The sequence below is a fragment of the Caballeronia sp. LZ035 genome (assembly GCF_031451175.1).
GTDB lineage: Bacteria > Pseudomonadota > Gammaproteobacteria > Burkholderiales > Burkholderiaceae > Caballeronia.
In genome coordinates, this window is record NZ_JARUXS010000002.1 from 1,221,088 (window position 1) to 1,243,297 (window position 22,210).

Annotated in this window: 20 protein-coding genes; 8 read left to right on the forward strand and 12 right to left on the reverse strand. The window is 61.8% G+C overall.

Features of this window, described 5'->3' with window-relative positions:
• Positions 1 to 7: 7 nt before the first annotated feature.
• From QCE88_RS21170 to QCE88_RS21180, 3 genes are read right to left on the reverse strand one after another with little or no spacing between them, the layout of a single operon-like run.
• Entirely contained in the window at positions 8 to 838 is an 831-nt protein-coding gene (locus tag QCE88_RS21170; RefSeq protein ID WP_309905771.1) for an NAD(P)-dependent oxidoreductase, read from the reverse strand.
• A gap of 8 nt (positions 839 to 846) precedes the next feature.
• The gene (locus QCE88_RS21175; protein ID WP_309905773.1) at positions 847 to 2,529 is read right to left on the reverse strand and encodes a hydantoinase B/oxoprolinase family protein; all 1,683 of its coding nucleotides are present in this window, start codon (positions 2,527 to 2,529) and stop codon (positions 847 to 849) included.
• Between the two features lie 4 nt (positions 2,530 to 2,533).
• Entirely contained in the window at positions 2,534 to 4,645 is a 2,112-nt protein-coding gene (locus QCE88_RS21180; RefSeq protein WP_309905775.1) for a hydantoinase/oxoprolinase family protein, read from the reverse strand.
• A gap of 449 nt (positions 4,646 to 5,094) precedes the next feature.
• On the opposite strand from QCE88_RS21180, the gene QCE88_RS21185 reads away from it, so the two are divergent.
• The 8 genes from QCE88_RS21185 to QCE88_RS21220 all read left to right on the forward strand — a co-directional run bounded on the left by QCE88_RS21185 (position 5,095) and on the right by QCE88_RS21220 (position 16,513).
• Positions 5,095 to 5,844, forward strand: coding sequence for an electron transfer flavoprotein subunit beta/FixA family protein (locus QCE88_RS21185; RefSeq protein WP_309905777.1), 750 nt, complete (start codon positions 5,095 to 5,097; stop codon positions 5,842 to 5,844).
• A gap of 15 nt (positions 5,845 to 5,859) precedes the next feature.
• The gene (locus QCE88_RS21190; RefSeq protein ID WP_309905779.1) at positions 5,860 to 6,795 is read left to right on the forward strand and encodes an FAD-binding protein; all 936 of its coding nucleotides are present in this window, start codon (positions 5,860 to 5,862) and stop codon (positions 6,793 to 6,795) included.
• Positions 6,796 to 6,879: 84 nt separating this feature from the next.
• Positions 6,880 to 7,662 (forward strand): class II aldolase/adducin family protein, encoded by a 783-nt coding sequence (locus tag QCE88_RS21195; protein ID WP_309905781.1) that lies wholly within the window; start codon positions 6,880 to 6,882, stop codon positions 7,660 to 7,662.
• A gap of 129 nt (positions 7,663 to 7,791) precedes the next feature.
• Complete coding sequence (locus tag QCE88_RS21200; protein ID WP_309905783.1) at positions 7,792 to 9,417, forward strand: APC family permease; 1,626 nt, start codon at positions 7,792 to 7,794, stop codon at positions 9,415 to 9,417.
• 310 nt (positions 9,418 to 9,727) lie between these two features.
• Complete coding sequence (locus QCE88_RS21205) at positions 9,728 to 11,281, forward strand: efflux transporter outer membrane subunit (protein WP_309905786.1); 1,554 nt, start codon at positions 9,728 to 9,730, stop codon at positions 11,279 to 11,281.
• Positions 11,282 to 11,357: 76 nt separating this feature from the next.
• Positions 11,358 to 12,545 (forward strand): efflux RND transporter periplasmic adaptor subunit, encoded by a 1,188-nt coding sequence (locus tag QCE88_RS21210; protein ID WP_309905788.1) that lies wholly within the window; start codon positions 11,358 to 11,360, stop codon positions 12,543 to 12,545.
• 10 nt (positions 12,546 to 12,555) lie between these two features.
• Entirely contained in the window at positions 12,556 to 15,852 is a 3,297-nt protein-coding gene (locus QCE88_RS21215) for an efflux RND transporter permease subunit (protein ID WP_309905790.1), read from the forward strand.
• Positions 15,853 to 15,868: 16 nt separating this feature from the next.
• Positions 15,869 to 16,513 carry a TetR family transcriptional regulator gene (locus tag QCE88_RS21220; RefSeq protein WP_309905791.1) on the forward strand — a complete coding sequence of 215 codons (645 nt, stop codon included), beginning with the start codon at positions 15,869 to 15,871 and terminating at the stop codon, positions 16,511 to 16,513.
• Positions 16,514 to 16,572: 59 nt separating this feature from the next.
• Here QCE88_RS21220 and QCE88_RS21225 read toward each other — a convergent pair whose 3' ends face one another.
• The 9 genes from QCE88_RS21225 to QCE88_RS21265 form a co-directional block, all read right to left on the reverse strand.
• Complete coding sequence (locus QCE88_RS21225) at positions 16,573 to 17,028, reverse strand: DUF3788 domain-containing protein (RefSeq protein ID WP_309905793.1); 456 nt, start codon at positions 17,026 to 17,028, stop codon at positions 16,573 to 16,575.
• A complete protein-coding gene (locus tag QCE88_RS21230; protein ID WP_309905795.1) occupies positions 17,025 to 17,546 on the reverse strand; it encodes a DUF417 family protein in 522 nt (173 codons plus the stop codon). Before QCE88_RS21230 ends, QCE88_RS21225 begins: the two co-directional genes overlap by 4 nt.
• A gap of 22 nt (positions 17,547 to 17,568) precedes the next feature.
• On the reverse strand, positions 17,569 to 18,018 hold the full coding sequence (locus QCE88_RS21235) for a GNAT family N-acetyltransferase (RefSeq protein ID WP_309905797.1): 450 nt from the start codon (positions 18,016 to 18,018) through the stop codon (positions 17,569 to 17,571).
• 16 nt (positions 18,019 to 18,034) lie between these two features.
• Positions 18,035 to 18,454 (reverse strand): cupin domain-containing protein, encoded by a 420-nt coding sequence (locus tag QCE88_RS21240; RefSeq protein WP_309905799.1) that lies wholly within the window; start codon positions 18,452 to 18,454, stop codon positions 18,035 to 18,037.
• 63 nt (positions 18,455 to 18,517) lie between these two features.
• On the reverse strand, positions 18,518 to 19,063 hold the full coding sequence (locus tag QCE88_RS21245) for a peroxidase-related enzyme (RefSeq protein WP_309905801.1): 546 nt from the start codon (positions 19,061 to 19,063) through the stop codon (positions 18,518 to 18,520).
• Between the two features lie 72 nt (positions 19,064 to 19,135).
• Positions 19,136 to 19,753, reverse strand: a complete 618-nt coding sequence (locus QCE88_RS21250) for a nitroreductase family protein (protein WP_309906544.1) — start codon at positions 19,751 to 19,753, stop codon at positions 19,136 to 19,138.
• Positions 19,754 to 20,063: 310 nt separating this feature from the next.
• Entirely contained in the window at positions 20,064 to 21,107 is a 1,044-nt protein-coding gene (locus QCE88_RS21255) for an AraC family transcriptional regulator (RefSeq protein WP_309905803.1), read from the reverse strand.
• A 35-nt stretch (positions 21,108 to 21,142) separates the two neighbouring features.
• Positions 21,143 to 21,415 carry a DUF3331 domain-containing protein gene (locus QCE88_RS21260; RefSeq protein WP_309905805.1) on the reverse strand — a complete coding sequence of 91 codons (273 nt, stop codon included), beginning with the start codon at positions 21,413 to 21,415 and terminating at the stop codon, positions 21,143 to 21,145.
• An 18-nt stretch (positions 21,416 to 21,433) separates the two neighbouring features.
• Entirely contained in the window at positions 21,434 to 22,099 is a 666-nt protein-coding gene (locus QCE88_RS21265; protein ID WP_309905806.1) for an NAD(P)H-dependent oxidoreductase, read from the reverse strand.
• Positions 22,100 to 22,210: the final 111 nt, after the last annotated feature.

Here is a 22,210-nt window from a genome sequence, read left to right on the forward strand (position 1 = left end):
GACGCGCTCAATTCGCTTTCGGGTCTTCGAAATGGCCATCCGCCGCAAAGGAACCGCCCTGGTACTTCACCGCGGGATGGCGCGGATCGGGCGAGGGCGTGTTTGCGTAGACTTCCGCGGCGAACGTGTCGGCGGAGTCTTGCGGCCGGTAACCGAGATAGCCGGCTTCGGTGTTGTCCCAGAAGTTCGCGCTGTTGTCGGAGTTGCCATACACGATCATGTGGCCGACGCTCGGCGTCATCAGCGTCCGGATGCAGAGACGCGAAAAGTCCTCATACGACAGCCATGTCGCCAGCATGCGTCGATCGACCGGCTTCGGAAAGCATGAGCCAATTCGCACGCACACGGACTCGAGACCGAACTTGTCGAAGTAATAGCGCGAGAGATTTTCAACGAAGGTCTTGCTCAGGCCGTACAGGCTGTCCGGGCGTTGCGGAACATTGGCATCGATCGTCTGCGTGCATTCGTAGAAGCCAATCGCGTGGACGGAGCTTGCATACACGACGCGTTTGACGCCGCATTGGCGGGCTGCTTCAAAGATGTTGTAGCTGCCGACGATGTTGGAATCCAGGATTACCTGAAACGTGTTCTCGCGTGGTGCGCCGCCGAGATGGATGACGACATCGACACCCTTCATCATCTCGAAGACCGCGTCACGATCCGCGAGATCGCGTTCGAAATGGACTTCGTTGTCGCGTCGCTCGCCCAGTGAAGCGCGATCGCTCAGCGTGAGCGTTCTGGCATAAGGCCGCAACGATTCCCGCAGCACCGAGCCGAGCGCGCCGGCGGCGCCGGTAATCAGAATGTTATCGAACGGAGGCGTGTTGAACTCTGTCATGGTTGTCCTTACTGGCTGACGGCTGCATTCAGCTCATCGAGCGACAAGCCGTAGTCTTCGCGCAGCTGGGTTTCGGAGATGTACTCGTTCTGTACATCGCGGAGCAAGGCTTCTTTCGAACGCTTTTCGGGCGAGCCCATGCCGCCGCCGCCGGGCAGCGAGAGCGTGACGCGTTCATGCTCGCCGACGGCTTGCGTGCCCTTGCCGCGCATGCGCGTGCCGTCCGAGAGCATCACCTGGCCGGCTTCTCCTGCATGTCCGCCGGACTGCCCGCGCGCCGGATGGCCGATGCGATCGAACATCGCATTGAACCGGAAGTGATAGCCTTCGCGCGGACCGATTTCCACGACCTGTCCCAGCCCGCCGCGATGCTCGCCCGCGCCGCCCGAGCCCGAACGCATTTCCTTGCGCCACACCACGATAGGGCCGACTTGTTCGGTTGCTTCGACGGACATCGCATGCACGCCGCTCGGGAACGCCGTGGCGGACAGGCCGTCGAGTTCCGGACGCGCACCGGTGCCGCCGCTGTTGAACATGAGGATTTCGCTGCCCTTGAGCCCGGCATCGTCGCGCACTGGACGGGCGCTGACATGCAGATTCCAGAGCGCGCCGGAGCCTTCTGCCGGCACGCGATTCGGCACGATCTTGTGCAAGGCGCCCAGCACGAGATCCGGCACGAAGTGGCCGAGCACGTGACGCACCGCAACCGGGCTGGGATGCTGCGCGTTCAGGATGCAACCCTCGGGCGCCTGCACGCGGAACGGCTCCAGCGACGCCGCGTTGTTCGGCACTTCAGGCGCGATGATGCACTTCAGGCCATAGCAGGCATACGCCTTGGCGTAGAGCAGCGGCACGTTGATGCCGAACGGGCTGGCCGGCGAGGAGCCCGCGAAATCCGCCAGCAGGTGCTCATCTTCAACGGACAGCGTGACAGCCAGCTTCACCGGCGTGTCGTAGCCGTCGAGCGTCATCTCGTTGGTCTGCGTCTGCTTCGGCAATGCGGCGATGCGTTCGAGCGTGGCTTCGCGGCTGCGCGCGAGAATGAAGGCGCCGATGCCTTCCACATCCTTCAGTTCGAATTCCTTCAGCATCTCGATGAGACGCTTGTGGCCCGTCTCGTTGCACGATGCCAGCGCGTAGAGATCGCCGACGACCTTGTCCGCTTCACGCACGTTGTGTCGAAGGATGTTCACGAGATCGCGATTCACCTGACCGCGTTCGATGAATTTCATGATCGGCACGAACAGGCCTTCTTCGTACACCTCGCGCGAGTCCGGACCGAATCCCCGGCCACCGATATCGACCACGTGCGCGGTGCTCGCAAAATAGCCGATCAACTCGCCATTGTGGAACGAGGGCGAAACGACCGTGAAGTCGTGCAGATGACCGGTTCCTTTCCACGGATCGTTGGTCAGATACACGTCGCCTTCATACATGTGTTCCGTGCCGATGTCGGTCATGAAGTGCTCGACGGCTTCGGCCATCGTATTCACGTGACCCGGCGTGCCGGTGACCGCCTGAGCGAGCATGCGGCCCTGCTTGTCGAAGATGCCCGCCGACAGATCGCCGGCTTCACGCACGCTGGTGCTGAATGCCGTGCGAATCAGCGCCAGCGCCTGTTCTTCGACCACGGAGATCAGTCGGTTCCACATCACCTGCATGTGGATGGTGTCGAGATTGCTGAGGGACATGGGCTTACTCCTGATGGGCCGTTGCGGCGTTCGTTGCTTTCGACGTGGCGAGCAGACAGCCGTCGGGCTGGACCGTCGCGTTGAACGACGAGGTGATCAGCGTCGACGTTTCCGGCTCGACGATGATGGCCGGTCCATTCACGCTTTCGCCCACCTTCAGCGACGCGCGCTCGACGATGGCGGCATCGACGAACCTGCTCAGCGCGGCATCGAAAATCTTGCGGGACTTGAGCGCCTTGGCAGCGTCGCGCGACGTGACGAGCTGGAGTCGCTCGACCGGCGGCAGCGGCGAACTTGCCTTGACGGCCCAACTGACGATCTCGATGTCCAGACCGTCGATGGGCCGCCCGAAGAACTGCGTATAGGCCTTGGCGAAGGCATCGGCGAAGTGCTTGCGGTCATCGGCGGTAAAACGGCGATGCGGCATCGCAACCGGAATCTCCCATCCCTGGCCGACGTAGCGCATGAAGGCCTTGATATCGACGATCGGCTCCGCTTCTCCCGAACCTTGTTTCGCGAAGTGCACGGATTCGTGCGTGAGTTGCTCGACGATTTCGTTCAGCACCTGGGCGTCGAAGTGTTCGAAGCGCATGCTGGCGCTGCGCACGCTTTCATAACCGAACGGCGCTCTGAGAAAGCCGATGGCCGAACCGACACCGGCACCCGGCGGCACGATGAATTTCGTGATGCCGCTCTTCTCGCACAATCGCGCGGCGTGCAGCGGTCCCGCGCCGCCGAAGGTGATCATCGTGTAGTCGCCGATGTCCTTGCCGCTCTCGACCGCATGCACGCGTGCGGCGTTGCTCATGTTCTCGTCGACCACTTCCGCGACGCCGTAAGCCGCTTCTTCCGCGCTCAGTTCGATCGCGCCGCCGACTTGCTGGACCATCGCACTCGCTGCGTTGTCGGTGGACAGGGGAATCGTGCCGCCCGCGAAATTCGCCGGGTCGAGCCGGCCGAGCAGGAGATCGGCATCGGTGACGGTCGGCTGCGTGCCGCCGCGCTGATAGCACGCCGGGCCGGGTTCGGAGGCGGCGCTATGCGGGCCGACGCGGATTTGACGCATCACGTCGAGCGAGGCAATGGAGCCACCCCCGGCGCCGATCTCGACCATCTCGACGACCGGAATCGAAATCGGCATGCCGCTGCCTTTCTTGAAGCGGTAGGTGCGCGCGACTTCGAAGGTGTTCGCCGTCTTCGGCGTGAGGTCGTCGATCAGGCAGATCTTTGCCGTCGTGCCGCCCATGTCGAAGGACAGCACGGTGTTGAGGTCGTAGCGCGCGGCAATGTGCGCCGCGAAGATCGCGCCGCCGGCGGGACCGGATTCGACGAGCCGCACCGGAAACTCGGACGCGCTTTCGACCGACACGATGCCGCCGCCCGAATGGATGATGAAGATCGGGCAGACCGCGCCGGCATCGCGCACCTTGCCCATCAGTCGATCCAGATACGACTTCATGATCGGACGGACATACGCATTGGCGCACACCGTGTTGAAGCGCTCGAACTCGCGAATCTGCGGCGACACTTCACTGGAGATGGACACCGACACATGCGGCAGGCGATTCAGGATCGCGTCGCGCATCGCGCGCTCGTGCTCGCCGTTCACATAGGCATGAATGAAGCCGATGGCAACGCTCTCGAAGCCGCCTTTCTCGATGCGCTCGACGATAGCGCCGGTCTGCGCTTCAGTCGGCGCCAGGAGTACGCCGCCCTGGGCGTCAATACGCTCGCTGAGCGTGAAGCGGTTTGCGCGCTCGATGAGCGGCGGCGGCAGCTTGATATTGAGGTCGTATTGCTCGAAGCGGTTCTCGGTCCGCATTTCGATGGTGTCGCGGAAGCCTTCGGTCGTGATGAATGCCGTCCTGGCGCCACGGCGCTCGATCAGCGCGTTCGTCGCGAGCGTGGTGCCGTGAATGATGACGCCGATGTCCTTGAGTTCGATGCCGGCCTTTTCCGAAACGATGCTGATGCCCTTGATGATGGCGCGCTCGGGCGCCTCGTAATCGGTCAGCACCTTGGTGGAGTAGAGATTTCCACCGAGTTCGAGGGCGACGTCGGTGAACGTGCCACCGATATCGACGCCTACCCGTGCTTTGTCGTGACTGGCCACCATGACTCTCCTTGTCAACCATGATATGCGCCGAGCCGATACTCGGCGCGTTTTTGCAAATGTGACGAACACGTTCAGAAGGCTCGCCGGGGCGGGGAACCGTAGACGTCTCCGTGCTCGCTTCCGCCGTGGATACGTGGCCGGAAGACTTCGTTTTTTTGATCGTTGACATATGATGAGTGACGTCTTAATCTGATGTCAAGCAAACAAAATTCTGTCGCGATTTTTCGATGGTGCTAGAGGAAGGTAAGTCATTGTTGTATAGCGATAAATCAGGAATTTTCCGTGACTGGATCTGCGCTTCATCAGCCCGAAAATAGCTGCGGCGGAGTGCTCAAAAATTCGGAACGTATTCATTTTTTCAGTCAACCTGATGCAAAATCGGCCGCCATCTGGCGGAAGCGGTCCGGCCCGGAAAATCCACCGCATCGAGTAGAGAGGAGAGGAAAGACATGAAGGTGCTTGTCGCTGTAAAGCGGGTGGTCGACTACAACGTGAAGGTTCGGGTGAAGTCGGACGGATCGGGCGTGGATGTCGCCAACGTGAAAATGTCGATGAATCCGTTCTGCGAAATCGCCATGGAAGAGGCGGTCCGGCTGAAGGAGGCGGGCGTGGCGGAAGAAGTCATCGCCGTGTCGTGCGGTGTAGCGCAGTGTCAGGAAACGCTTCGGACGGCGCTCGCAATCGGCGCGGACCGTGCAATCCTGGTCGAGACCGCCGATGAACTGCAACCGCTCGCTGTTGCGAAGCTTCTCAAGGCGCTGGTGGACCGCGAGAAGCCCGGACTTGTCATCCTGGGCAAGCAGGCCATCGACGACGATGCGAATCAGACGGGCCAGATGCTCGCTGCGCTGGCCGGACTTCCGCAAGCGACGTTCGCATCGAAAGTCACGGTTGAAGATCGCAAGGTGAGCGTGGCGCGCGAAGTCGATGGCGGTTCCGAGACTCTCGCCTTGAGCCTGCCGGCCGTGGTCACGACCGATCTGCGGCTGAACGAGCCGCGCTACGTCACGCTGCCCAACATCATGAAGGCGAAGAAGAAGCCGCTCACGACGATCACACCATCGGAGCTCGGCGTGGATGCCGCGCCGCGCCTGAAGACGCTCAAGGTGACCGAGCCGTCGAAGCGCAGCGCCGGCGTCACCGTCCCGGATGTGAAGACACTGGTCGACAAGCTGACGACCGAAGCCCGCGTGCTGTAAAGGAGACAAGAAGACATGACGATGCTGGTGATTGCGGAGCACGACAATGCTTCGATCAAGGCGGCGACGCTCAACGCCGTCGCAGCCGCCGCAACGCTCGGCGGTGACATTCATATCCTCGTGGCGGGTGCGAACGCACAACCCGCCGCCGATGCCGCAGCGAAGATTGCGGGAGTCTCGAAACTTCTTCTGGCCGATGCGCCGCAACTCGCAGACGGCCTTGCGGAGAATATCGAAGGCACCGTGCTCGGGATCGCGAAGGCGTACACGCATATCTTTGCCGCCGCGACGGCGTACGGCAAAAACATTGCGCCGCGTGTGGCGGCGCAGCTCGACGTCGCGCAGATCAGCGACATCACGGCGGTCATCAGTGAAGACACCTTCGAGCGCCCGATCTACGCGGGCAATGCGATTGCGACTGTCCAGTCGAGCGATGCCATCAAGGTCATTACCGTGCGCGCGACCGGCTTCGAGCCCGTTGCCGCGCAAGGCGGAAACGCGGTGATCGAATCTGTCGAAGCCGGGAACGATGCAGGTCTCTCGCGCTTCGTCAGCCGGGAAGTGACGAAGCTCGATCGCCCGGAACTGACGAGCGCGAAGATCATCGTGTCCGGCGGAAGAGGACTTGGAAGCGGCGAGCACTACACGCAAGTGCTCGAACCACTCGCGGACAAACTCGGCGCCGCGCTCGGTGCATCGCGCGCGGCGGTCGATGCGGGCTTCGTCCCGAACGATTATCAGGTCGGGCAGACGGGCAAGATCGTGGCGCCAGACCTCTATGTCGCCGTCGGCATTTCCGGCGCGATCCAGCACCTTGCGGGCATGAAGGACAGCAAGGTGATCGTCGCCATCAACAAGGACGCGGAAGCACCCATCTTCGGCGTCGCGGATTATGGCCTGATCGGAGACCTGTTCGAACTGGTTCCTTCGCTCGCATCGGCTATCGCCTGATAGCAAATCATTCAACACCACGCTCGGCGACCGCACAATGCGCGCTCGCGTGTCGCCGACGCTCAATCACGGAGAACCTGGAACATGATTTCCACGACCGACCCGCATGTGAACCGGAAGCCGCGGAATATCCCGCAAGCCGAATGGGACACGCGCGTTCAAGTGGCGGCCGCGTATCGGCTCGCGGCGAAGTATGAATTGACGGACCTCATCTACACGCACATTTCCGCGCGCGTGCCCGGAACCGACGACCAGTTTCTCATCAACCCGCACGGCTGGTTCTTCGATGAAATCACGGCGTCGTCGCTCGTCAAGATCGACGTGGACGGCAATCCGATCGGCGACGACCGCTTCGAAGTCAACGCGGCCGGATTCACCATCCACAGCGCGTTGCATCAGGCACGGCATGACGTCGAATGCGTCGTGCATCTTCACACGACCTACGGCATGGCCGTCGCCGCGATGGAGTGCGGTCTGCTGCCGCTGAACCAGATCAGCATGCAGTTCTATAACCGCGTCGCCTATCACGAGTACGAGGGCATTTCGCTGGAGCTCGACGAGCGCGAGCGCATCGTGAAGTCCATCGGGAAGAGGGACTACCTCATCCTGCGCAATCACGGCTTGCTGACGACAGGGCGCTCGGTCGCCGAAGCGTTCACGCGCATGTACTACCTCAACAAGGCGTGCGAGATTCAGGTGGCCACGCTGTCGGCGGGACAGAAAGTGGTGATCCCGTCTCCGGAAGTGTGCGAGCACGCGGCCAAGCAGCACGACGACTACGCGAACCTCGATACCGTTCACCTCGACCGCGAATGGACCGCGCTGCTTCGGCTGCTCGAACGCGACGGCGGGAACTATCGCGTGTAATCGAGGCTTCACGCGGCTCTTACTAGACGTTCCGCGTGACATCGGCTGCACGTTTTGACACGCGTTTGCAAGCACGCGTGTCATGCCGCTGTGCGTCGTCTTCAGAAAACTATTGGAGGGAGACAAAGCGTGTCGAATTCCGCGCATTTCAAAAAAAGCCTGACAGCATTCGATTTGACGCTGATCGGGTTCGGAACCGTATTCGGCTCAGGCTGGCTGTTTGCTGCGAGTAACGTCGCCACGATTGCCGGACCTGCCGGGATCCTCTCATGGGTGATCGCCGCCGTCGCGGTATTGACGCTCGGCGTCGTCTACTGCGAACTCGGCGCCGCGATTCCCAGCCCGGGCGGAGCCATCAGCTACCTGGACATTTCCCACGGGCCGATGGTGACCTGTCTCATCGGCTTGATGACGGTGATCTACATGTCCAGCATCGTCGGTCTTGAAGTCGTCGCCGCACGGCAATACGCGGCCGCTTGGTGGCCGGCGTTGAACCTGCCGGGCACGAGCAGTCCGAGCAAGCTGGGATGGATCCTGCAACTCGCGATGATCCTGGTCTTCTTCGGTCTCAACTTCGCCAGCGTCAAGACGTTTGCGCTGGCGAACAACATCGTGACGGCCATCAAGTTCATCGTTCCGTCGACGATCATCATCACGCTGCTGATCTTCTTCAAGCCCGCGAACTTTCACGTTGCCGGGTTCGCGCCTGCGGGTTTGTCTGGCATCGAAGCTGCTGTGTCCACTGGCGGCGTGATCTTCGCGTTCCTCGGACTCACGCCGATCGTCGCGGTTGCCAGCGAAGTGCGCAATCCGCAGAAGTCCATTCCCATCGCGCTGGTCTCGTCCATCCTGCTGGCCGGCGCGCTCTATGTGCTGCTGCAGATTGCGTTCATCGGCGCGGTGCCGACGTCGCTGGTCGGACAAGGTTGGCATGAAGTCGGGAAGAGTCTGTCGCTGCCGTTCTACGACATCGCGATTCAGCTCGGTGTCGGTTGGCTTGCCGTGGTGGTCGCGATCGACGCGGTCATTTCGCCGTCGGGTTGCGGCAACATCTTCTTCAATGCGACGCCGCGCGCGCTGTTCGCCTGGTCGAATTCGGGCACGTTCTTCAGTGCTTTCGCCAAGGTCGACGAGAAGACGGGCATTCCGCGTCGTGCGACCTGGCTCACGCTTGCATTGGCCGTTTTCTGGACGCTTCCGTTTCCGTCGTGGGAAGAGATGATTTCCATTGTGTCCGCGTCACTCGTGGTCAGCTATGCGGTGGCGCCGGTATCTGTCGCAGCCTTGCGCAGAAGTCACCCGGACTTGGTGCGTCCGTTTCGTGTAAAGGCGCTTGGACTGATTGGTCCGCTTTCGTTCGTCGTGGCGACGCTCATCGTCTATTGGACCGGATGGAAGAATCTCTGCTGGTTGCTGGGCGTTCAGGTTATTTTCTATATCGGCTATCTGTTCGTGATGAAGAAGAGTGTGGTTGGACATCTTTCGTTCCGACAGCAGGTTCGCAGTTCGCTCTGGCTGGTCGGCTATTACGCGCTGACTTTGCTTGCTTCGTATCTCGGGCCGTTCCAGGGCATCGGCGTGATGCACCATCCTTTCGATACCGTCGCCGTGTGCATGATGGCGCTGGGAATCTACTATTGGGGCGCGCGGACAGGAGCACTGAAGCCCGAGTTGCGAGCGGTCGCCGATGTCAGGTCCAGCGAAGGGGGCTTCGTATCTTCGGAAGAAAATGCATTCGTCGCTCGCACGCTATGACGATCGGACGCGCTAAAACACAGGCTATTTGTAAGCGAGGCGTCATAAGATCTTCAGGTTATCGGCTTCCGCGTTCAACAAGAAAAGTCCGCACACCCTACCGATTCAAGCCAGCACGGAGCGATTGAAAATACTTATTTACTGATTATCCCGATCGCGAGATAGAGTAGTGTCGTTGCGAACGTGTGCATCCGATATCGATGCACTCATCCCCCTCATCGCGAACCAGGCGGCCATGATGGTCATCATGGATTGATAGGTAATACCAAACAAGCATGTCGTAATCCTGATTCGCCAGAGGAGGATGCGCATGACCGCAGGTTCGCGAACCATCGATTCCCCGAGCGCCGGCCGCATGCACATGCATTGGCGCCGTACCGCGCGCGTCGCTTTGGGGTTCGTCGTCATCGCGTCGCTCGCGGCATGCATGATGGGCCCCGACTACCGCAAGCCCGAAGTACAGATTCCGCAAGGCTTCAAGGAAGGCGTCGACTGGCAGCGCGCCGACGCCAATCCGCAAGCCGCCATCGACAGCACATGGTGGCGCATGTATCACGACGACACGCTCAACGGCCTCGTCGAGCAGGCGTTGCAGGCGAATCAGTCGATTGCAGTGGCCGAGGCCGCCTATCGCGTCGCACTCGCGACCGTGGAGAGCAATCGTGCGGGGCTGTTCCCGATCGTCACGGCGGGGCTGTCGGGCGCGCGTTCCGGCGGCGCCATCCAGTCGGCGGGCGCGGGCCGTAGCGCGGGTTCATCGACCATCGCCGCGCCGGGCAACAGCGTGGTGGCGCTCGGCTCGGTCAGCTGGGAACTGGATCTGTGGGGCAGCGTGCGCAGGCAGATCGAGCAGGCGAAGGCCAATGCGCAGGCATCGGATGCGCAACTGGCCGGCGAGCGCCTGTCGATCGCGGCAAGCGTCGCGATCGACTACTTCGAACTGCGTCAAGCCGACTACGATGTTCGCGCGCTGCAGGAGCAGCAGGATATCGACACCCGCATCCTCGCGATGACGCAGGCCGCCTATCAGGCCGGGCAAGCGTCGAACGACGACCTGCTGCTGTCGTATCAGGAACTGGATACGGTGATCGCCCAGTTGCAGACGGTCGCCACGCGGCGCGAGCAGGACGAGCATGCGATCGCCGTGCTGACCGGCGTGCCGCCCGCGTCGCTCAGCATCGCGCCGGACGCCGACTATCATTTCATCGCCCCTGCGCTGCCTTCCTCGTTGCCTTCGGAACTGCTCGAGCGGCGCTATGACGTGGTCAGCGCCGAGCGCACGGCGGCCGCAGCCAATGCGAGCATCGGCGTGGCCGAGGCCGCGTTCTTTCCGACCGTTTCGCTCTCGGCCGAAGGCGGCTTCGCGCACAACACCATTGCGCATCTGTTCACCGTGCCGAACCGCTTCTGGACACTGGGCCCCGACCTCGCGCAAACCATCTTCGACGGCGGCGCGCGCACGGCCGCGATGCACGAGGCCCGCGCCAACTATGACGAGAACGTCGCCAACTATCGCAATACGGTGCTGACGGCGTTCCAGAGTGTCGATGACAGCCTGTCCTCGATGAATCATCTGCGCGCACAGGAAGGCGCGTACGCGAAGGTGCTCGACAGCAACAGCCGCATCTTCGCGAGTCAGGAAGCGCAGTTCAAGGCGGGCGCGGCCAGCCAGCAAAGCGTGTTGACCCAGCGCCTCACGCTGATCCAGGCGCAACAGAGTCTGCGCGACACGCAAGCGCTGCTTGCGCAAAGCCACGTGTTGCTCGTGAAGAACCTCGGCGGCGGTTGGCAGCGCGATGACGCCGACATGGCATCGGCGGCATCGAGTGTGGCTGCGCAACGGGCCGCCGCTTCATCGGATTGACAGTCGCACGCTGTAGTCAGCATCACGCCTCGACCCGGCCGCGCGCAAGCCGCTTGCAAGCAAAAACGGAGCTCTCATGAAGTCACGTCCCTGGCGCGTCTCGCTCTCGTATTTGTGTCTGATCGTGCTTGCCGCATGCCACAAGAGCACGCCACCGCCGCCGCCGCCGCAGGTCTCGACGACGAAGGTGCATGCGCAGACGGTGCCGCTCGAACGGCGCTTCGTCGGCCGCCTGTCGCCTTATTACAGCGCGAACGTTACTGCGCGCGTGTCCGGCGTGCTGCTCAAGCGAAACTACGTGGAAGGCTCGGAGGTTCGCGCGGGCCAGTTGCTGTTCGAAATCGATCCGACTTTTTATCGCGCGCAACTCAACAACGACCTTGCCCTGCTGGCCCAGGATCAGGCCACGTATACGAACGATCATGTGACCGCCTTGCGCAATCGCAAGCTGCTGCCAGTGGGATCGGTGTCGCAGCAGACGGTCGACAATTCGGATGCCGCCGAACGCAGCGCGGCCGCCAAGGTCAAGGCCGACGAAGCGCTGGTACAGAGCGCGCGCGTGTCGCTCGACTACACGCGCGTGACGGCGCCGATCAGCGGCATTGCGGGGCAACAGCAGGTCACGGCGGGCGCGGTGGTGGGCAGCAGCACGGCCGACAGCGGCGGCAACGGCACCTTGCTGACGACGATTCAGCAGATCAATCCGATGTACGTCAACTTCACTATCAGCGCAGCCGATCTGGCGACGCTCGAGCAAGCGCAGAACGGCGGCGGAATCGAACTGTCGCAACAGAACCAGACCACGGTGCGGATCGCATTGCCGAACGGTGCGTCGTACGGCACCGTGGCCCGACTCGATTTCTCCGACGTGACCGTGAACTCGTCCACGGGCGCGGTCAATCTGCGCGCGCTGGTCGCGAATCCGAACCGGCGTCTCTTGCCGGGCATGTTCGTCTCGCTCACGGTCGACTTCGGCCGTCAGAACAACGTGTTCCTGATTCCGCAGCAGGCGTTGCTGCGCGATACCACCGGGCCCTACGTGCTCACAGTCGGCGCGGATAACAAGGCGGCGCGGCGCGATGTCGAGACGACCGACAGCCTCGGCGACAACTGGGTGGTGACGAAGGGACTCAAGGACGGCGACGAGATCGTCGTCATTGGCGTGCAGATGGCGCACATCGGGGCGCCGGTCAAGACGGTCGCATGGGAACCGCCGGCATCGGCGGCGTCAGCGTCAGCGGCTTCGGCCGGCGCGGCGAAGTAGGAGAGCGCCCATGCCGAGTTTCTTCATCGACCGTCCTGTCTTCGCGTGGGTCATCGCGATCCTGCTTTCGCTGTTCGGCATCCTCTCGGTGCGCACCATGGGGATCGACTCGTATCCGGACATCGCGCCGCCTCAGGTGACCGTCACCGCGCAATACCCGGGCGCGAGCGCGCAGACGATGGAATCCACCGTCACGCAGGTGATCGAGCAGCAGCTCACCGGGATCGACAACCTGCTGTACTTCAGTTCGACATCGAGCGCGAACGGCCAGACGCAGATCATCCTCACGTTCGCGACCGGCACCAATCCGGATATCGCGCAGGTCCAGGTGCAGAACAAGGTGACGCTCGCCGAACCGCTGTTGCCGTCCCAGGTCACGCAGCAAGGCGTGATCGTCGCGAAGTCGAGCCCGGACATTCTGCTGTTCATCGCATTGCAGTCCGACAATGCGGCCATCGATGCAGGCCGGCTCTCCGACATTCTCGCGTCGCAGATCCAGCCGGTGATCGGCCGCGTGACCGGCGTGGGCAATACGACCCTGCTCGGGTCCGAATACGCGGTGCGCATCTGGCTCGACCCGGACAAGCTGCAAAGCTATGGTCTCTCGACCACGCAGGTGCTCAACGCCGTCACCGGACAGAACGCGCAGTTCGCGGCCGGTTCGCTCGGCGCCGATCCGGCGGTCAAGGGCCAGGTGTTCACCGCGACCGTATCGGGCGACAGCCTGTTCTCCTCGATTCAGCAGTTCCGCGACATCATTGTGGTAGCGAACAATAACGGCACCACGGTCAGGCTGAGCGATGTCGCGCGCATCTCGTTCGGCTCGCAGACCTACGGGCAGGCGCCTGTCTACAACGGCAAGCCCGCCGGCGGCCTCGCGGTGTTCCTGCTGCCGGGCGCGAATGCGCTGACAGTGGAGAAGGCCGTCAAGGCCGCGATGGACACGCTCGCGCGCGACTTGCCCGAAGGCGTTACGTGGAGCATTCCGTATGACACCACGCCGTTCATCACGGCCTCGATCGCGGACGTGATCCGCACGCTGGTCGAGGCGATCGTGCTGGTGTTCTTCGTGATGCTCGTGTTCCTGCAGAACCTGCGTGCGACCATCATCCCGACGCTCGTGATTCCGGTGGCGCTGCTGGGCACCTTCATCGGTCTCTCGGCGCTGCACTACACGCTCAATCAGCTGACGTTGTTCGGCATGGTGCTGGCGATCGGCATCGTGGTGGACGATGCGATCGTCGTGATCGAGAACGTCGAGCGCATCATGACCGAGGAGCATCTGGAGCCGCGCGCGGCGACTCGCAAGGCGATGCAGCAGATCACCGGCGCCATCATCGCGATTACGGTGGTGCTGTCCGCCGTGTTCATTCCGTCCGCGCTGCAACCGGGCGCGACCGGCATCATCTATGCGCAGTTCGCGCTGACCATCGCGGTGTCGATGGGCTTCTCCGCGTTCCTGGCGATGTCCTTCACGCCTTCGCTATGCGCCGCGATCCTCAAGCCCGAGCATCAGGTCAAGAAGAACGCGTTCTATCGCTGGTTCGACCGGACCTTCGACTGGACCACCAACCACTATCTGAGTCATGCAGGCAAGGCGGTGCGTCATGCGCCGCGCTGGATGATCGGCTTCGTGCTGGTCGTGGTGCTCACGGGCTTTCTGTACACCCGGCTGCCGACCAGCTTCGTCCCCGACGAAGACCAGGGATTCGCGCTCGCGCTTGTGAACCTGCCGTCCGGCTCGACGCTCGAGCGGACCAATCATGTGATGGGCGAACTGCGCGAGAAGCTGCTGAAGAGCGCGGTGGGCAAGGATATCGTCGGCATCTTTCAGCCGGAAGGCTTCAGCTTCGTCGGGACGAGCGAGAACGTCGGGATGTCCTTCATCAAGCTGTCGGACTGGGACAAGCGTTCGCAGACCGCGATGCAGCTGATCCCGCAATTCAACCGCATTCTGTCGTCCATTCCGGATGCACAGATCTTCGTGGTGAACCTGCCGACCATTCGCGGCCTGAGCCAGTTCGGCGGCGTGGACATGTACTTGCAGGCGCGTGCGGGGCAGTCACGCGCGGAACTCGCGCAGGCGCAGGGCGCGTTGCTCGCCAGTGCCGCGAAGAGCCCGGTGTTGTTCGGCATCCGGCCCAACTCGCTGCCGTATGCGCCGCAGCTGGATATCGCCGTGGACCGCACGCAGGCGCAGGCGATGGGCCTCTCGCTCTCCGATGTCTACCAGACGCTGCAGATGGAGCTCGCGCCGTTCTATATCAACCAGTTCACTTACGGCGGCCGCGTGAAGCGCGTCTATGTGCAGGCCGATGCGCCCTTCCGCATGAGTCTCGACGCGCTTCAGCATCTGTACACGCCGAGTCTGTTCACGTCGACGGCGTCTGCTTCTGCTTCGAAGAGCAGCACGGTGACGACGGTCGCGTCCAACGGCTTCGTCACGCCGGTCGATCCGTCGCCAGCCAATACGTCGATTGCGCCTTACAACATGGTGCCGCTGGCCAGCGTGGTGAACGCGAAGTGGGCCTTCGGGCCGACGGTGCTGCCGCGCTATAACGGCTTCTCGGCGATCGAGATCGTCGGCAACTCGGGGCCGGGCTATTCCACCGGACAGGCGATTGATACGCTCAACGATATCGTCAATCACCAGTTGCCGCGCGGCTTCGCAGCTGACTGGACCGGCCAGTCGTATCAGGAACTGCTGTCGGGATCGTCGGCGACGACGCTGATGGCGTTGTCGATCGTGGTCGTCTTTCTGTGTCTCGCTGCGCTCTACGAGAGCTGGTCGATTCCGGTCTCGGTGCTGCTGGTCGTGCCGCTCGGCATGCTCGGCATGCTGGTGTTCTGTCTCGGCTTCGGCGTGCCGAACGATATCTACTTCAAGATCGGCCTTGTCACGGTGATCGGACTGGCCGCGAAGAATGCGATCCTGATCGTCGAGTTCGCCGTGGAAGGGCAGCAAAAGGGCATGACGCTGCGAGATGCCGTGCTGACCGCGGCGCGTCTGCGGCTGCGGCCGATCCTGATGACGTCGATGGCGTTCATTCTCGGCGTGTTCCCGCTCGTGATCTCGTCGGGCGCGGGCGCCGCTTCGCGTCATGAGATCGGCACGGGCGTGATCGGCGGCATGTTGTTCGCGACCTTTCTCGGTCTGCTGCTGATTCCGGTGTTCTATGTCGTGGTGCGCCAGATGCTAGGCGACAAGCTCGACGAGGTATCGCACAAGATGCCGCATCACGGACAGAACGGTGGCCATGATGCGGGCGATCCGCCTGACGGTACAGGGGAGAACAAGCCTGTGTGACGCGGGGACATGGCGGATGAAACGAACGCGACAACAGGCGCTGAGCACGCGCGACCAGATCCTCGATGCGGCTGAGCGCGTGTTCGCCGAGCGCGGCGTGTTTCATGCGACGCTGGAGGCGGTTGCGTTGCGCGCGGGATTCACGCGCGGCGCCGTCTATGGGCATTTCCGCAACAAGGGCGATCTGTTCGTGGCGGTGACGAATCGCGTGACCTTGCCGATGGAACTGCTCGTCGCAGCGGCCGTCGATGCCGCCGAACCGGACCCGCTCGGCAAGATTCGAGCGCTGCTCGTGTATTGCCTGGGCACGGTGGTGATCGAGCCGCACAGCCGCCATGTGTTCGAAGTGTTGTTCACGAATTGCGAGCACACGCACGATAAGGGCGATATGGATATCGTGTTCGAGCGTCAGCGCGATGCCGCCCGCAAGGGACGCAAGCAACTGGAACAGGGGCTCATCAATGCGATCGCGCGCGGGCAGTTGCCGCTCGAACTCGATACCGGGCGCGCGTCCAGTGTCGTGCACGCGTTTCTGGGCGGTGTGCTGCGCGACTGGCTGATGGATCAGGATTCGATCGCGCTGCCGCGTGACGCCGAATATCTGAGCGACGTGTGCATCGGCATGTTGAGAGATTCGCCTTCATTGCGACGGACGAGGTAGCGAGGTGAAGGGCTGAACGCGGCAGAGTGCGGGTTAGACACGCGTTCTTCCGGCGAACGTCAACCGGGTGACAGTGGAGGGCGCTTCATGCTCACCAACTCCATCACCTCATCCCGATCATCCGCGGACAGGATCGGAATCGTCAGCCACTTCCCATCCGGATACGCACGGGTTTCATCGTAGAGCTTGACCAACTGCGGGCTCCAGGAATAGCGTCGCGCCTCGAATTTCTCTCGCTCGGCGCGTCCCAGGACGACAAGGACCGAAAGCAGCCTGTATGCCGGAAGAAGCGTGCAGAACGCCTGGGTCTTCTTGTATCGCAACGACCACCCGCGCTTCTTGCCACCATGTAACCAGTCTGGCGCGAATACGCCAGGGTAGGATGCCTCGATCCAGCGCCGCAGTTCGACCCAATGCCTGAATGCTCCGGGCCCCATCCAGTCGCGGACAGTGCGGTCATCGGGCTGTGAGGACTTGTCGGCGATTCTGTCACCGACCTCGATGGATTGTTTCATGTGGCTTCTCTCGTCAACCTGCTCAGACTCAAGGCGGCCTTTGGAACCGACGCCAGAAGCAGCGACAGCGATGCAGCCAGCAACACGACATCCTTGAGAAGGAATTGACCGGGCATGGCCGAGATCGCCGGGAATCCGCCCGCCGTTACTTCTGCTACTCCGGGCGTGCTCAACATGAAGGTGAGCGTGATCAGATACGTCGCAGCGGACATCGCTGCGCCCAGTGCGGAAAACATCGGCTGGAAGGCTCCGATGATCAGTGCCGCAGCCGTCGACAACTCGAGTGCGCCGATAACATAGCTTGCCCCTCGAACGCCGAACAGGGTGTGCAGCCAACTCATGACGGGGCTGTTGATGATGAACGGAGCGATGCCATTTGCTTCGTAGGCGGTGAATTTCATGCCGCCGAACCAGAGGAAGACGATCACCAGCGCCCATCTCAACAAGGCCAGACTGGAGAGGGGCCCAGGGCCCTTTTCAGCGATACGGAAACGGATCGGATTTTCGCGCGTATTCATTGTGCTTTCCTGTTCAGGGAGTTCAGGCAATCGACTTCCGGTACTGGATGAAGCCTGATTTATCAGCGACGCTGTCGTAGAGCCGCATGCCGACTCGATTCGTCTCGTGTGTAAGCCAATGCACACGGGACACGCCGCGTTGCTTCGCTGCGGCGCAAACGTACTCGATCAGCGCGCGCTCGATGCCGCCGCCGCGCGCATCGGCCGTAACGAACAGATCCTGAAGGTAGCAGTAATCCCCTGTCGTCCACGTGGAGCGGTGGTAGATCGAATGCACCAGTCCGTACGTCTGCTCGCCAGCCGTTGCAAGCGCCGCGTGCATTGGCTCACTGGGGTCCAGGAAGCGTGCCCATGTCTCACGGGTAACTGGCTCGGGAATGTCGACTTCGTAGAATCGCTGATAGCTTTCCCACAGTGGAAGCCAGCGATGGAAATCGTCGTTTCCGACGGGTTTGATTTCAAAGGAACGCATGGAAAGGCTCCAGAAGCTATTCGAGCGGCGTGGTCAGCGCTTTGTCGTCGGTGTCGACGACGAACACCGCAAGCAGCTTCGCCGGCCGGGTCTTGCTCGCATTGCGGCTGATGGCGTGGAGTGCGCCCGGCGGCTCGGACCAGCTTTCGCCCGCCCGATAGATGCGCGTCTCGCCGTCGTTGACTTTCGACGCTATCGCGCCCTTGATTACGTAGGCGTAAATGAAGGCCGACTTCGCGTGAGTGTGCGGTCGCGAGGCTGCTCCCGGCGCATAATCGACTTCCACTGCGATTAGCGACTTGCCGGGAACATTGGGAATGGCCGCATCGAAGTCCTTCGTGACGGTTTCGGCTTTTACGTCATGGGCCGAGGCAAAGCCGGACGTCGCGATGGCGACTGTCATGCAACCGGCAGCGAGCATCTTTCGGGTTCTCATGGACTTCTCCTTTCGAGCGTCGGCGAGTCGTCGTGCATCATGGGCCGCGCTTGGTCATCGAGTTCAGATCGAGCCGGCCGGGGCAACGGCCGGAAAGTCCTTCTTGGGATCGAACACGTTGTTGAAGAAGTTGGTCAACGAGTACATCGCAACCAGCGCGACGATCTCCATCACGTTTGCATCCGTATAGCCGGCATCGCGAACGGCGTTCAGATCGGCGTCATTGACCTGGCCACGCGTTTCGATAACCTTGCGTGCGAACTGAACGGCGGCGTCCCGCTTCGGATCGGTCGCATGGCCCTTGCGCGCGAGAATGATTTCATCGGCGGGCAGCTTCGCCATGTGTTCGGCCGTAAAGCTATGAACCGTGAGACAGTAGTTGCACCCGTTCACTTCGGACACCGCCAGGCCGATGCTGTCACGCGTCTTCACATCGAGTGCTTTGCTCAAGGAGCCGAGCAGATTCGCCCACGCGTTGAATGCAATCGGGCTCTGCGCAAAGGCCGCCATCATGTTCGGGGTGAAGCCGATATTCTTCGAGAACGCATCGAGGGTCGGTTTCGATTCAGCCGGTACCTGATCCGGTTGCGAGATAGTCATTCGTGTCATGTCACGCGCTATAAGTCATGGATTGAGGAAGGGGTTTCGAGAGGACGTCTCTCTGTTGATGCAACGAAGCGTCTATACGAGCGCCAACACATCACTCACGGGACGACGCGGCTTCTGTGCCCAGTTTCCTGATCGCTCCGAGCCGATGGACAACAGCAGCACCGGAACTTCATCCGTCGCCAGTCCGAATTCGCGGTGCACGGCTTCGGCATCGAAACCGATCATCGGTGTCGAACCGAGACCCAGTGAGCGAGCCGCATAAATCATCGCCGACGCGCCGAAGGTCGCGGTGCGGACGGCCTCATCCCGCTGACGCTGGGGATACGCCATGTACAGATCGCGTGCGGGGTTCTCCCATTCCGCGACCATTGTGGCGGGCATGACGCCGGCTTCGACCAACGGAGCCAGGCGTTCCGGTATGACACTCGTATCGACCAACTGGCCGCAAACGATGAAGGTCACGGCCGCATCGACGATCGCGGGCTGGTTCCAGGCAATCGGGCTCAGACGGGCTTTGGCCTCGGGTGTGCGTACGGCGATGAAGCGCCAGTTCTGCAAGTGAAAGGACGTCGGCGCACTGGTACCGATCCGCACCAGCTCCCGGATCTGTTCGTCGCTCAGCGTGGCCGCAGGATCGTAGTACTTGGCGGCGCTGCGACTCAGGATGCATTCGATGACTGCATTGGTCATGTCGGTTCGAGCGTTCATGGCAACTCCTATAGGTGCGGAAACAGGCTGGGGATAGTCACGTGCGTTTGTTCTGCGCAGTGCTGCTATCTGCAGATCAGCCTGTTTCTCGAGTGGGCTGGGAGTCACTACTTTAGGCTTGCGCGAAAGCGAAATCACGAGCAGATAAGCTCAAAAAAAGGCCCAAAAGGATCAAGTCGACGTGGATGGTTCAAGGCTTGTCTGGAAACGCATGAGCACGCGTTTCGTCATCGCCGGATCGACATGGACGGCCTGAACGCGCAGTCAAACTTCTCCTGGGAAGCGAGCCCTGTCACTCACCCTGGCGCGCCAGACGACGCCATTGACCGGTCGTCATGCCCATCCGGTCGGCGAACAGACGACGAAACGACGATACGGATTGATATCCCACCGATTCGGCGACTGCCTCGGCGGACATCGTCGACTTCTTCAACTCGTTTGCAGCCACGCTCATGCGAATATCGGTCAGCAAGTCGATGGCCGAGCGACCAAGCGCGTCCTGGAAGCGCCGCATGAAAGTGGCGCGCGACATGCTGCATAAGCCGGCTAGCTCAGGCAGACTCCAGGGCCGGGCGGGCTCGGAGAATATCGCTGTAATAGCCGGCGCCAGCCGTGGATGAGCGGCGAGGGCCAGCAAGCCTGCCGGGGCCTGTTCGGATTCGCTCGCCTTGCGCAGGATCAGGGTGAACAGCGCCGAACTGAGCGCATTGAGAATCGCATGTCCGCCCGCTCTGTCGCTCGTGGACTCGTCGCGCATCAGCGCGACAAAGCTCGCGAGCTGATGCGAAACCGAGCCGGTACGCGATTCACCATCGCCATCCATGGCCCGCACCACCAGATTCGTGGGCAGGTAATCGCGGATCAGCCGATCGTGAGGCGGTGCAATGAAGAACCGCCCGCACAACATGTCCAGACGCTGGCCCGTACCATCGTTCTCGCTGAACCGAAGTCCCGTTGCGTTTTCACGTAGGTGGATGGGCGCGGGGGATTGTCCGCTGCCGTCATGCAGAACATGTGCCGACCCGTGGGGCAGGAGCAGGATGTCGCCGCTGACCAGTTCCCTGGTCGTCCCGGTCTTCGGATCCTCGACGATGGCCCGACCCTCGAGCACGATGTGATAGGGAATTTCATGCGCAGCGGACTGCACCCGAGCCACGCGCCATGGCGCACCGTAGGTGCAACGAACCTCCAATCGTCCGCTGATCGTGATCATGCGCAGCAGATGCGTCAGCCAGTCGACCTGTGGCTCAGGATGTCGTTCGGCCTTGGCCGGGAAAGGTTCGAAATGGTCGGCGATCACGCCGGCTCGTGGGCGAGACATTGCATTGAGCGTCATGTGGTGCTCCATTACTGAATCGACGTCGGCCTGTCTCAAGTGTCAGTACCCGAGACTGCCGAAGCCAGGATCATCCGATGCCGGTTGACCGGCACTCGCGCTCCATAAGCGCGGGGGCGAAAGATGGAATCTCCCCGGTGTATCGGCTTACCGGACAACATGCAGATAGCTTCCATGCGTGCAACGGCCATTCCCCATATCTGACTCGCGTAGTGACCCAGGCAGGGATCGCTCCAGCAGATGCTGATGGTCGTCGATGACAACTTCTCCACGACTGAGACGTGCAAGGGTGAACGTTCGTTTTGCATGGTTGAAATCGGACATCGTCAAGGGTGCAGGGCGCAGGCCTGGGATTCACTGTTCAACGTGGCGGTGAAGATGCCTGCCATCTCGGGCTGGATCGCCGCGACGAGTGAGTGGCGCAGTTCGGCCGCGCGCGCTTCATCGATGAAGGCTGTTGCCTGCAACGGCAGATAGTGGACCGACTTCAAGCCGATGCATCCGAATGCGGCGCTCAGGTAGGGCGTAAGGAAATCCGGTTGATTCGCGCGATCTCCCATGAACACGCCGCCGGACGCGATGCCAACGAATACCGGCCGGTCCTCGAGCATTCCGGTCTTGCCCGTGGGTGTGGACTTCATCGTGCGGCCGACGCGCAGGATCTGATCGATCCATGCCTTCATGACCGAAGGGACGGTGAAGTTGTTCAGCGGCGTTCCGATGACAATCGCGTCCGAACGTTCGACTTCCTCGATGAGCTGCTCGCCCAGCAACACGGCCTCGGCGGAGCGGCCTGCCGCGCTCAGCGACGCTGGTGTGGCCAGTGCGTCGGCATAGGTCGCCGTGGTGTGAGGTATGGGTTCGTAGCCGAGATCGCGCCGGAAAACATGCGCCTCCGGGGCCATCGAGAGAAGTTTCCCGACGATCGCGGCCGACAGCAGTCGACTGTGCGATGCCAGTCGCGGACTGCAATCGATATGCAGGATGTTCATACGTCTTTCTCCAGGAGAGTCACCAGGGCAATGGCGGCTGTGAGGACCTTCACGTAAAACGCAGGCAGAATCGGCCCTGTGCCCACGACTTCCTCTCTTTGCGTTGACCTT

What these genes read in the sequence shown, in the direction of transcription:
- QCE88_RS21205 (WP_309905786.1), top strand. Translation starts at nt 9,728, where the DNA reads ATGACCGCAGGTTCGCGAACCATCGATTCCCCGAGCGCCGGCCGCATG.
- QCE88_RS21240 (WP_309905799.1), bottom strand. Translation starts at nt 18,454, where the DNA reads ATGAGAACCCGAAAGATGCTCGCTGCCGGTTGCATGACAGTCGCCATC.
- QCE88_RS21170 (WP_309905771.1), bottom strand. Translation starts at nt 838, where the DNA reads ATGACAGAGTTCAACACGCCTCCGTTCGATAACATTCTGATTACCGGC.
- QCE88_RS21245 (WP_309905801.1), bottom strand. Translation starts at nt 19,063, where the DNA reads ATGACACGAATGACTATCTCGCAACCGGATCAGGTACCGGCTGAATCG.
- QCE88_RS21230 (WP_309905795.1), bottom strand. Translation starts at nt 17,546, where the DNA reads ATGAATACGCGCGAAAATCCGATCCGTTTCCGTATCGCTGAAAAGGGC.
- QCE88_RS21210 (WP_309905788.1), top strand. Translation starts at nt 11,358, where the DNA reads ATGAAGTCACGTCCCTGGCGCGTCTCGCTCTCGTATTTGTGTCTGATC.
- QCE88_RS21195 (WP_309905781.1), top strand. Translation starts at nt 6,880, where the DNA reads ATGATTTCCACGACCGACCCGCATGTGAACCGGAAGCCGCGGAATATC.
- QCE88_RS21225 (WP_309905793.1), bottom strand. Translation starts at nt 17,028, where the DNA reads ATGAAACAATCCATCGAGGTCGGTGACAGAATCGCCGACAAGTCCTCA.
- QCE88_RS21265 (WP_309905806.1), bottom strand. Translation starts at nt 22,099, where the DNA reads ATGAACATCCTGCATATCGATTGCAGTCCGCGACTGGCATCGCACAGT.
- QCE88_RS21175 (WP_309905773.1), bottom strand. Translation starts at nt 2,529, where the DNA reads ATGTCCCTCAGCAATCTCGACACCATCCACATGCAGGTGATGTGGAAC.
- QCE88_RS21255 (WP_309905803.1), bottom strand. Translation starts at nt 21,107, where the DNA reads ATGACGCTCAATGCAATGTCTCGCCCACGAGCCGGCGTGATCGCCGAC.
- QCE88_RS21190 (WP_309905779.1), top strand. Translation starts at nt 5,860, where the DNA reads ATGACGATGCTGGTGATTGCGGAGCACGACAATGCTTCGATCAAGGCG.
- QCE88_RS21250 (WP_309906544.1), bottom strand. Translation starts at nt 19,753, where the DNA reads ATGACCAATGCAGTCATCGAATGCATCCTGAGTCGCAGCGCCGCCAAG.
- QCE88_RS21220 (WP_309905791.1), top strand. Translation starts at nt 15,869, where the DNA reads ATGAAACGAACGCGACAACAGGCGCTGAGCACGCGCGACCAGATCCTC.
- QCE88_RS21215 (WP_309905790.1), top strand. Translation starts at nt 12,556, where the DNA reads ATGCCGAGTTTCTTCATCGACCGTCCTGTCTTCGCGTGGGTCATCGCG.
- QCE88_RS21260 (WP_309905805.1), bottom strand. Translation starts at nt 21,415, where the DNA reads ATGCAAAACGAACGTTCACCCTTGCACGTCTCAGTCGTGGAGAAGTTG.
- QCE88_RS21235 (WP_309905797.1), bottom strand. Translation starts at nt 18,018, where the DNA reads ATGCGTTCCTTTGAAATCAAACCCGTCGGAAACGACGATTTCCATCGC.
- QCE88_RS21185 (WP_309905777.1), top strand. Translation starts at nt 5,095, where the DNA reads ATGAAGGTGCTTGTCGCTGTAAAGCGGGTGGTCGACTACAACGTGAAG.
- QCE88_RS21180 (WP_309905775.1), bottom strand. Translation starts at nt 4,645, where the DNA reads ATGGTGGCCAGTCACGACAAAGCACGGGTAGGCGTCGATATCGGTGGC.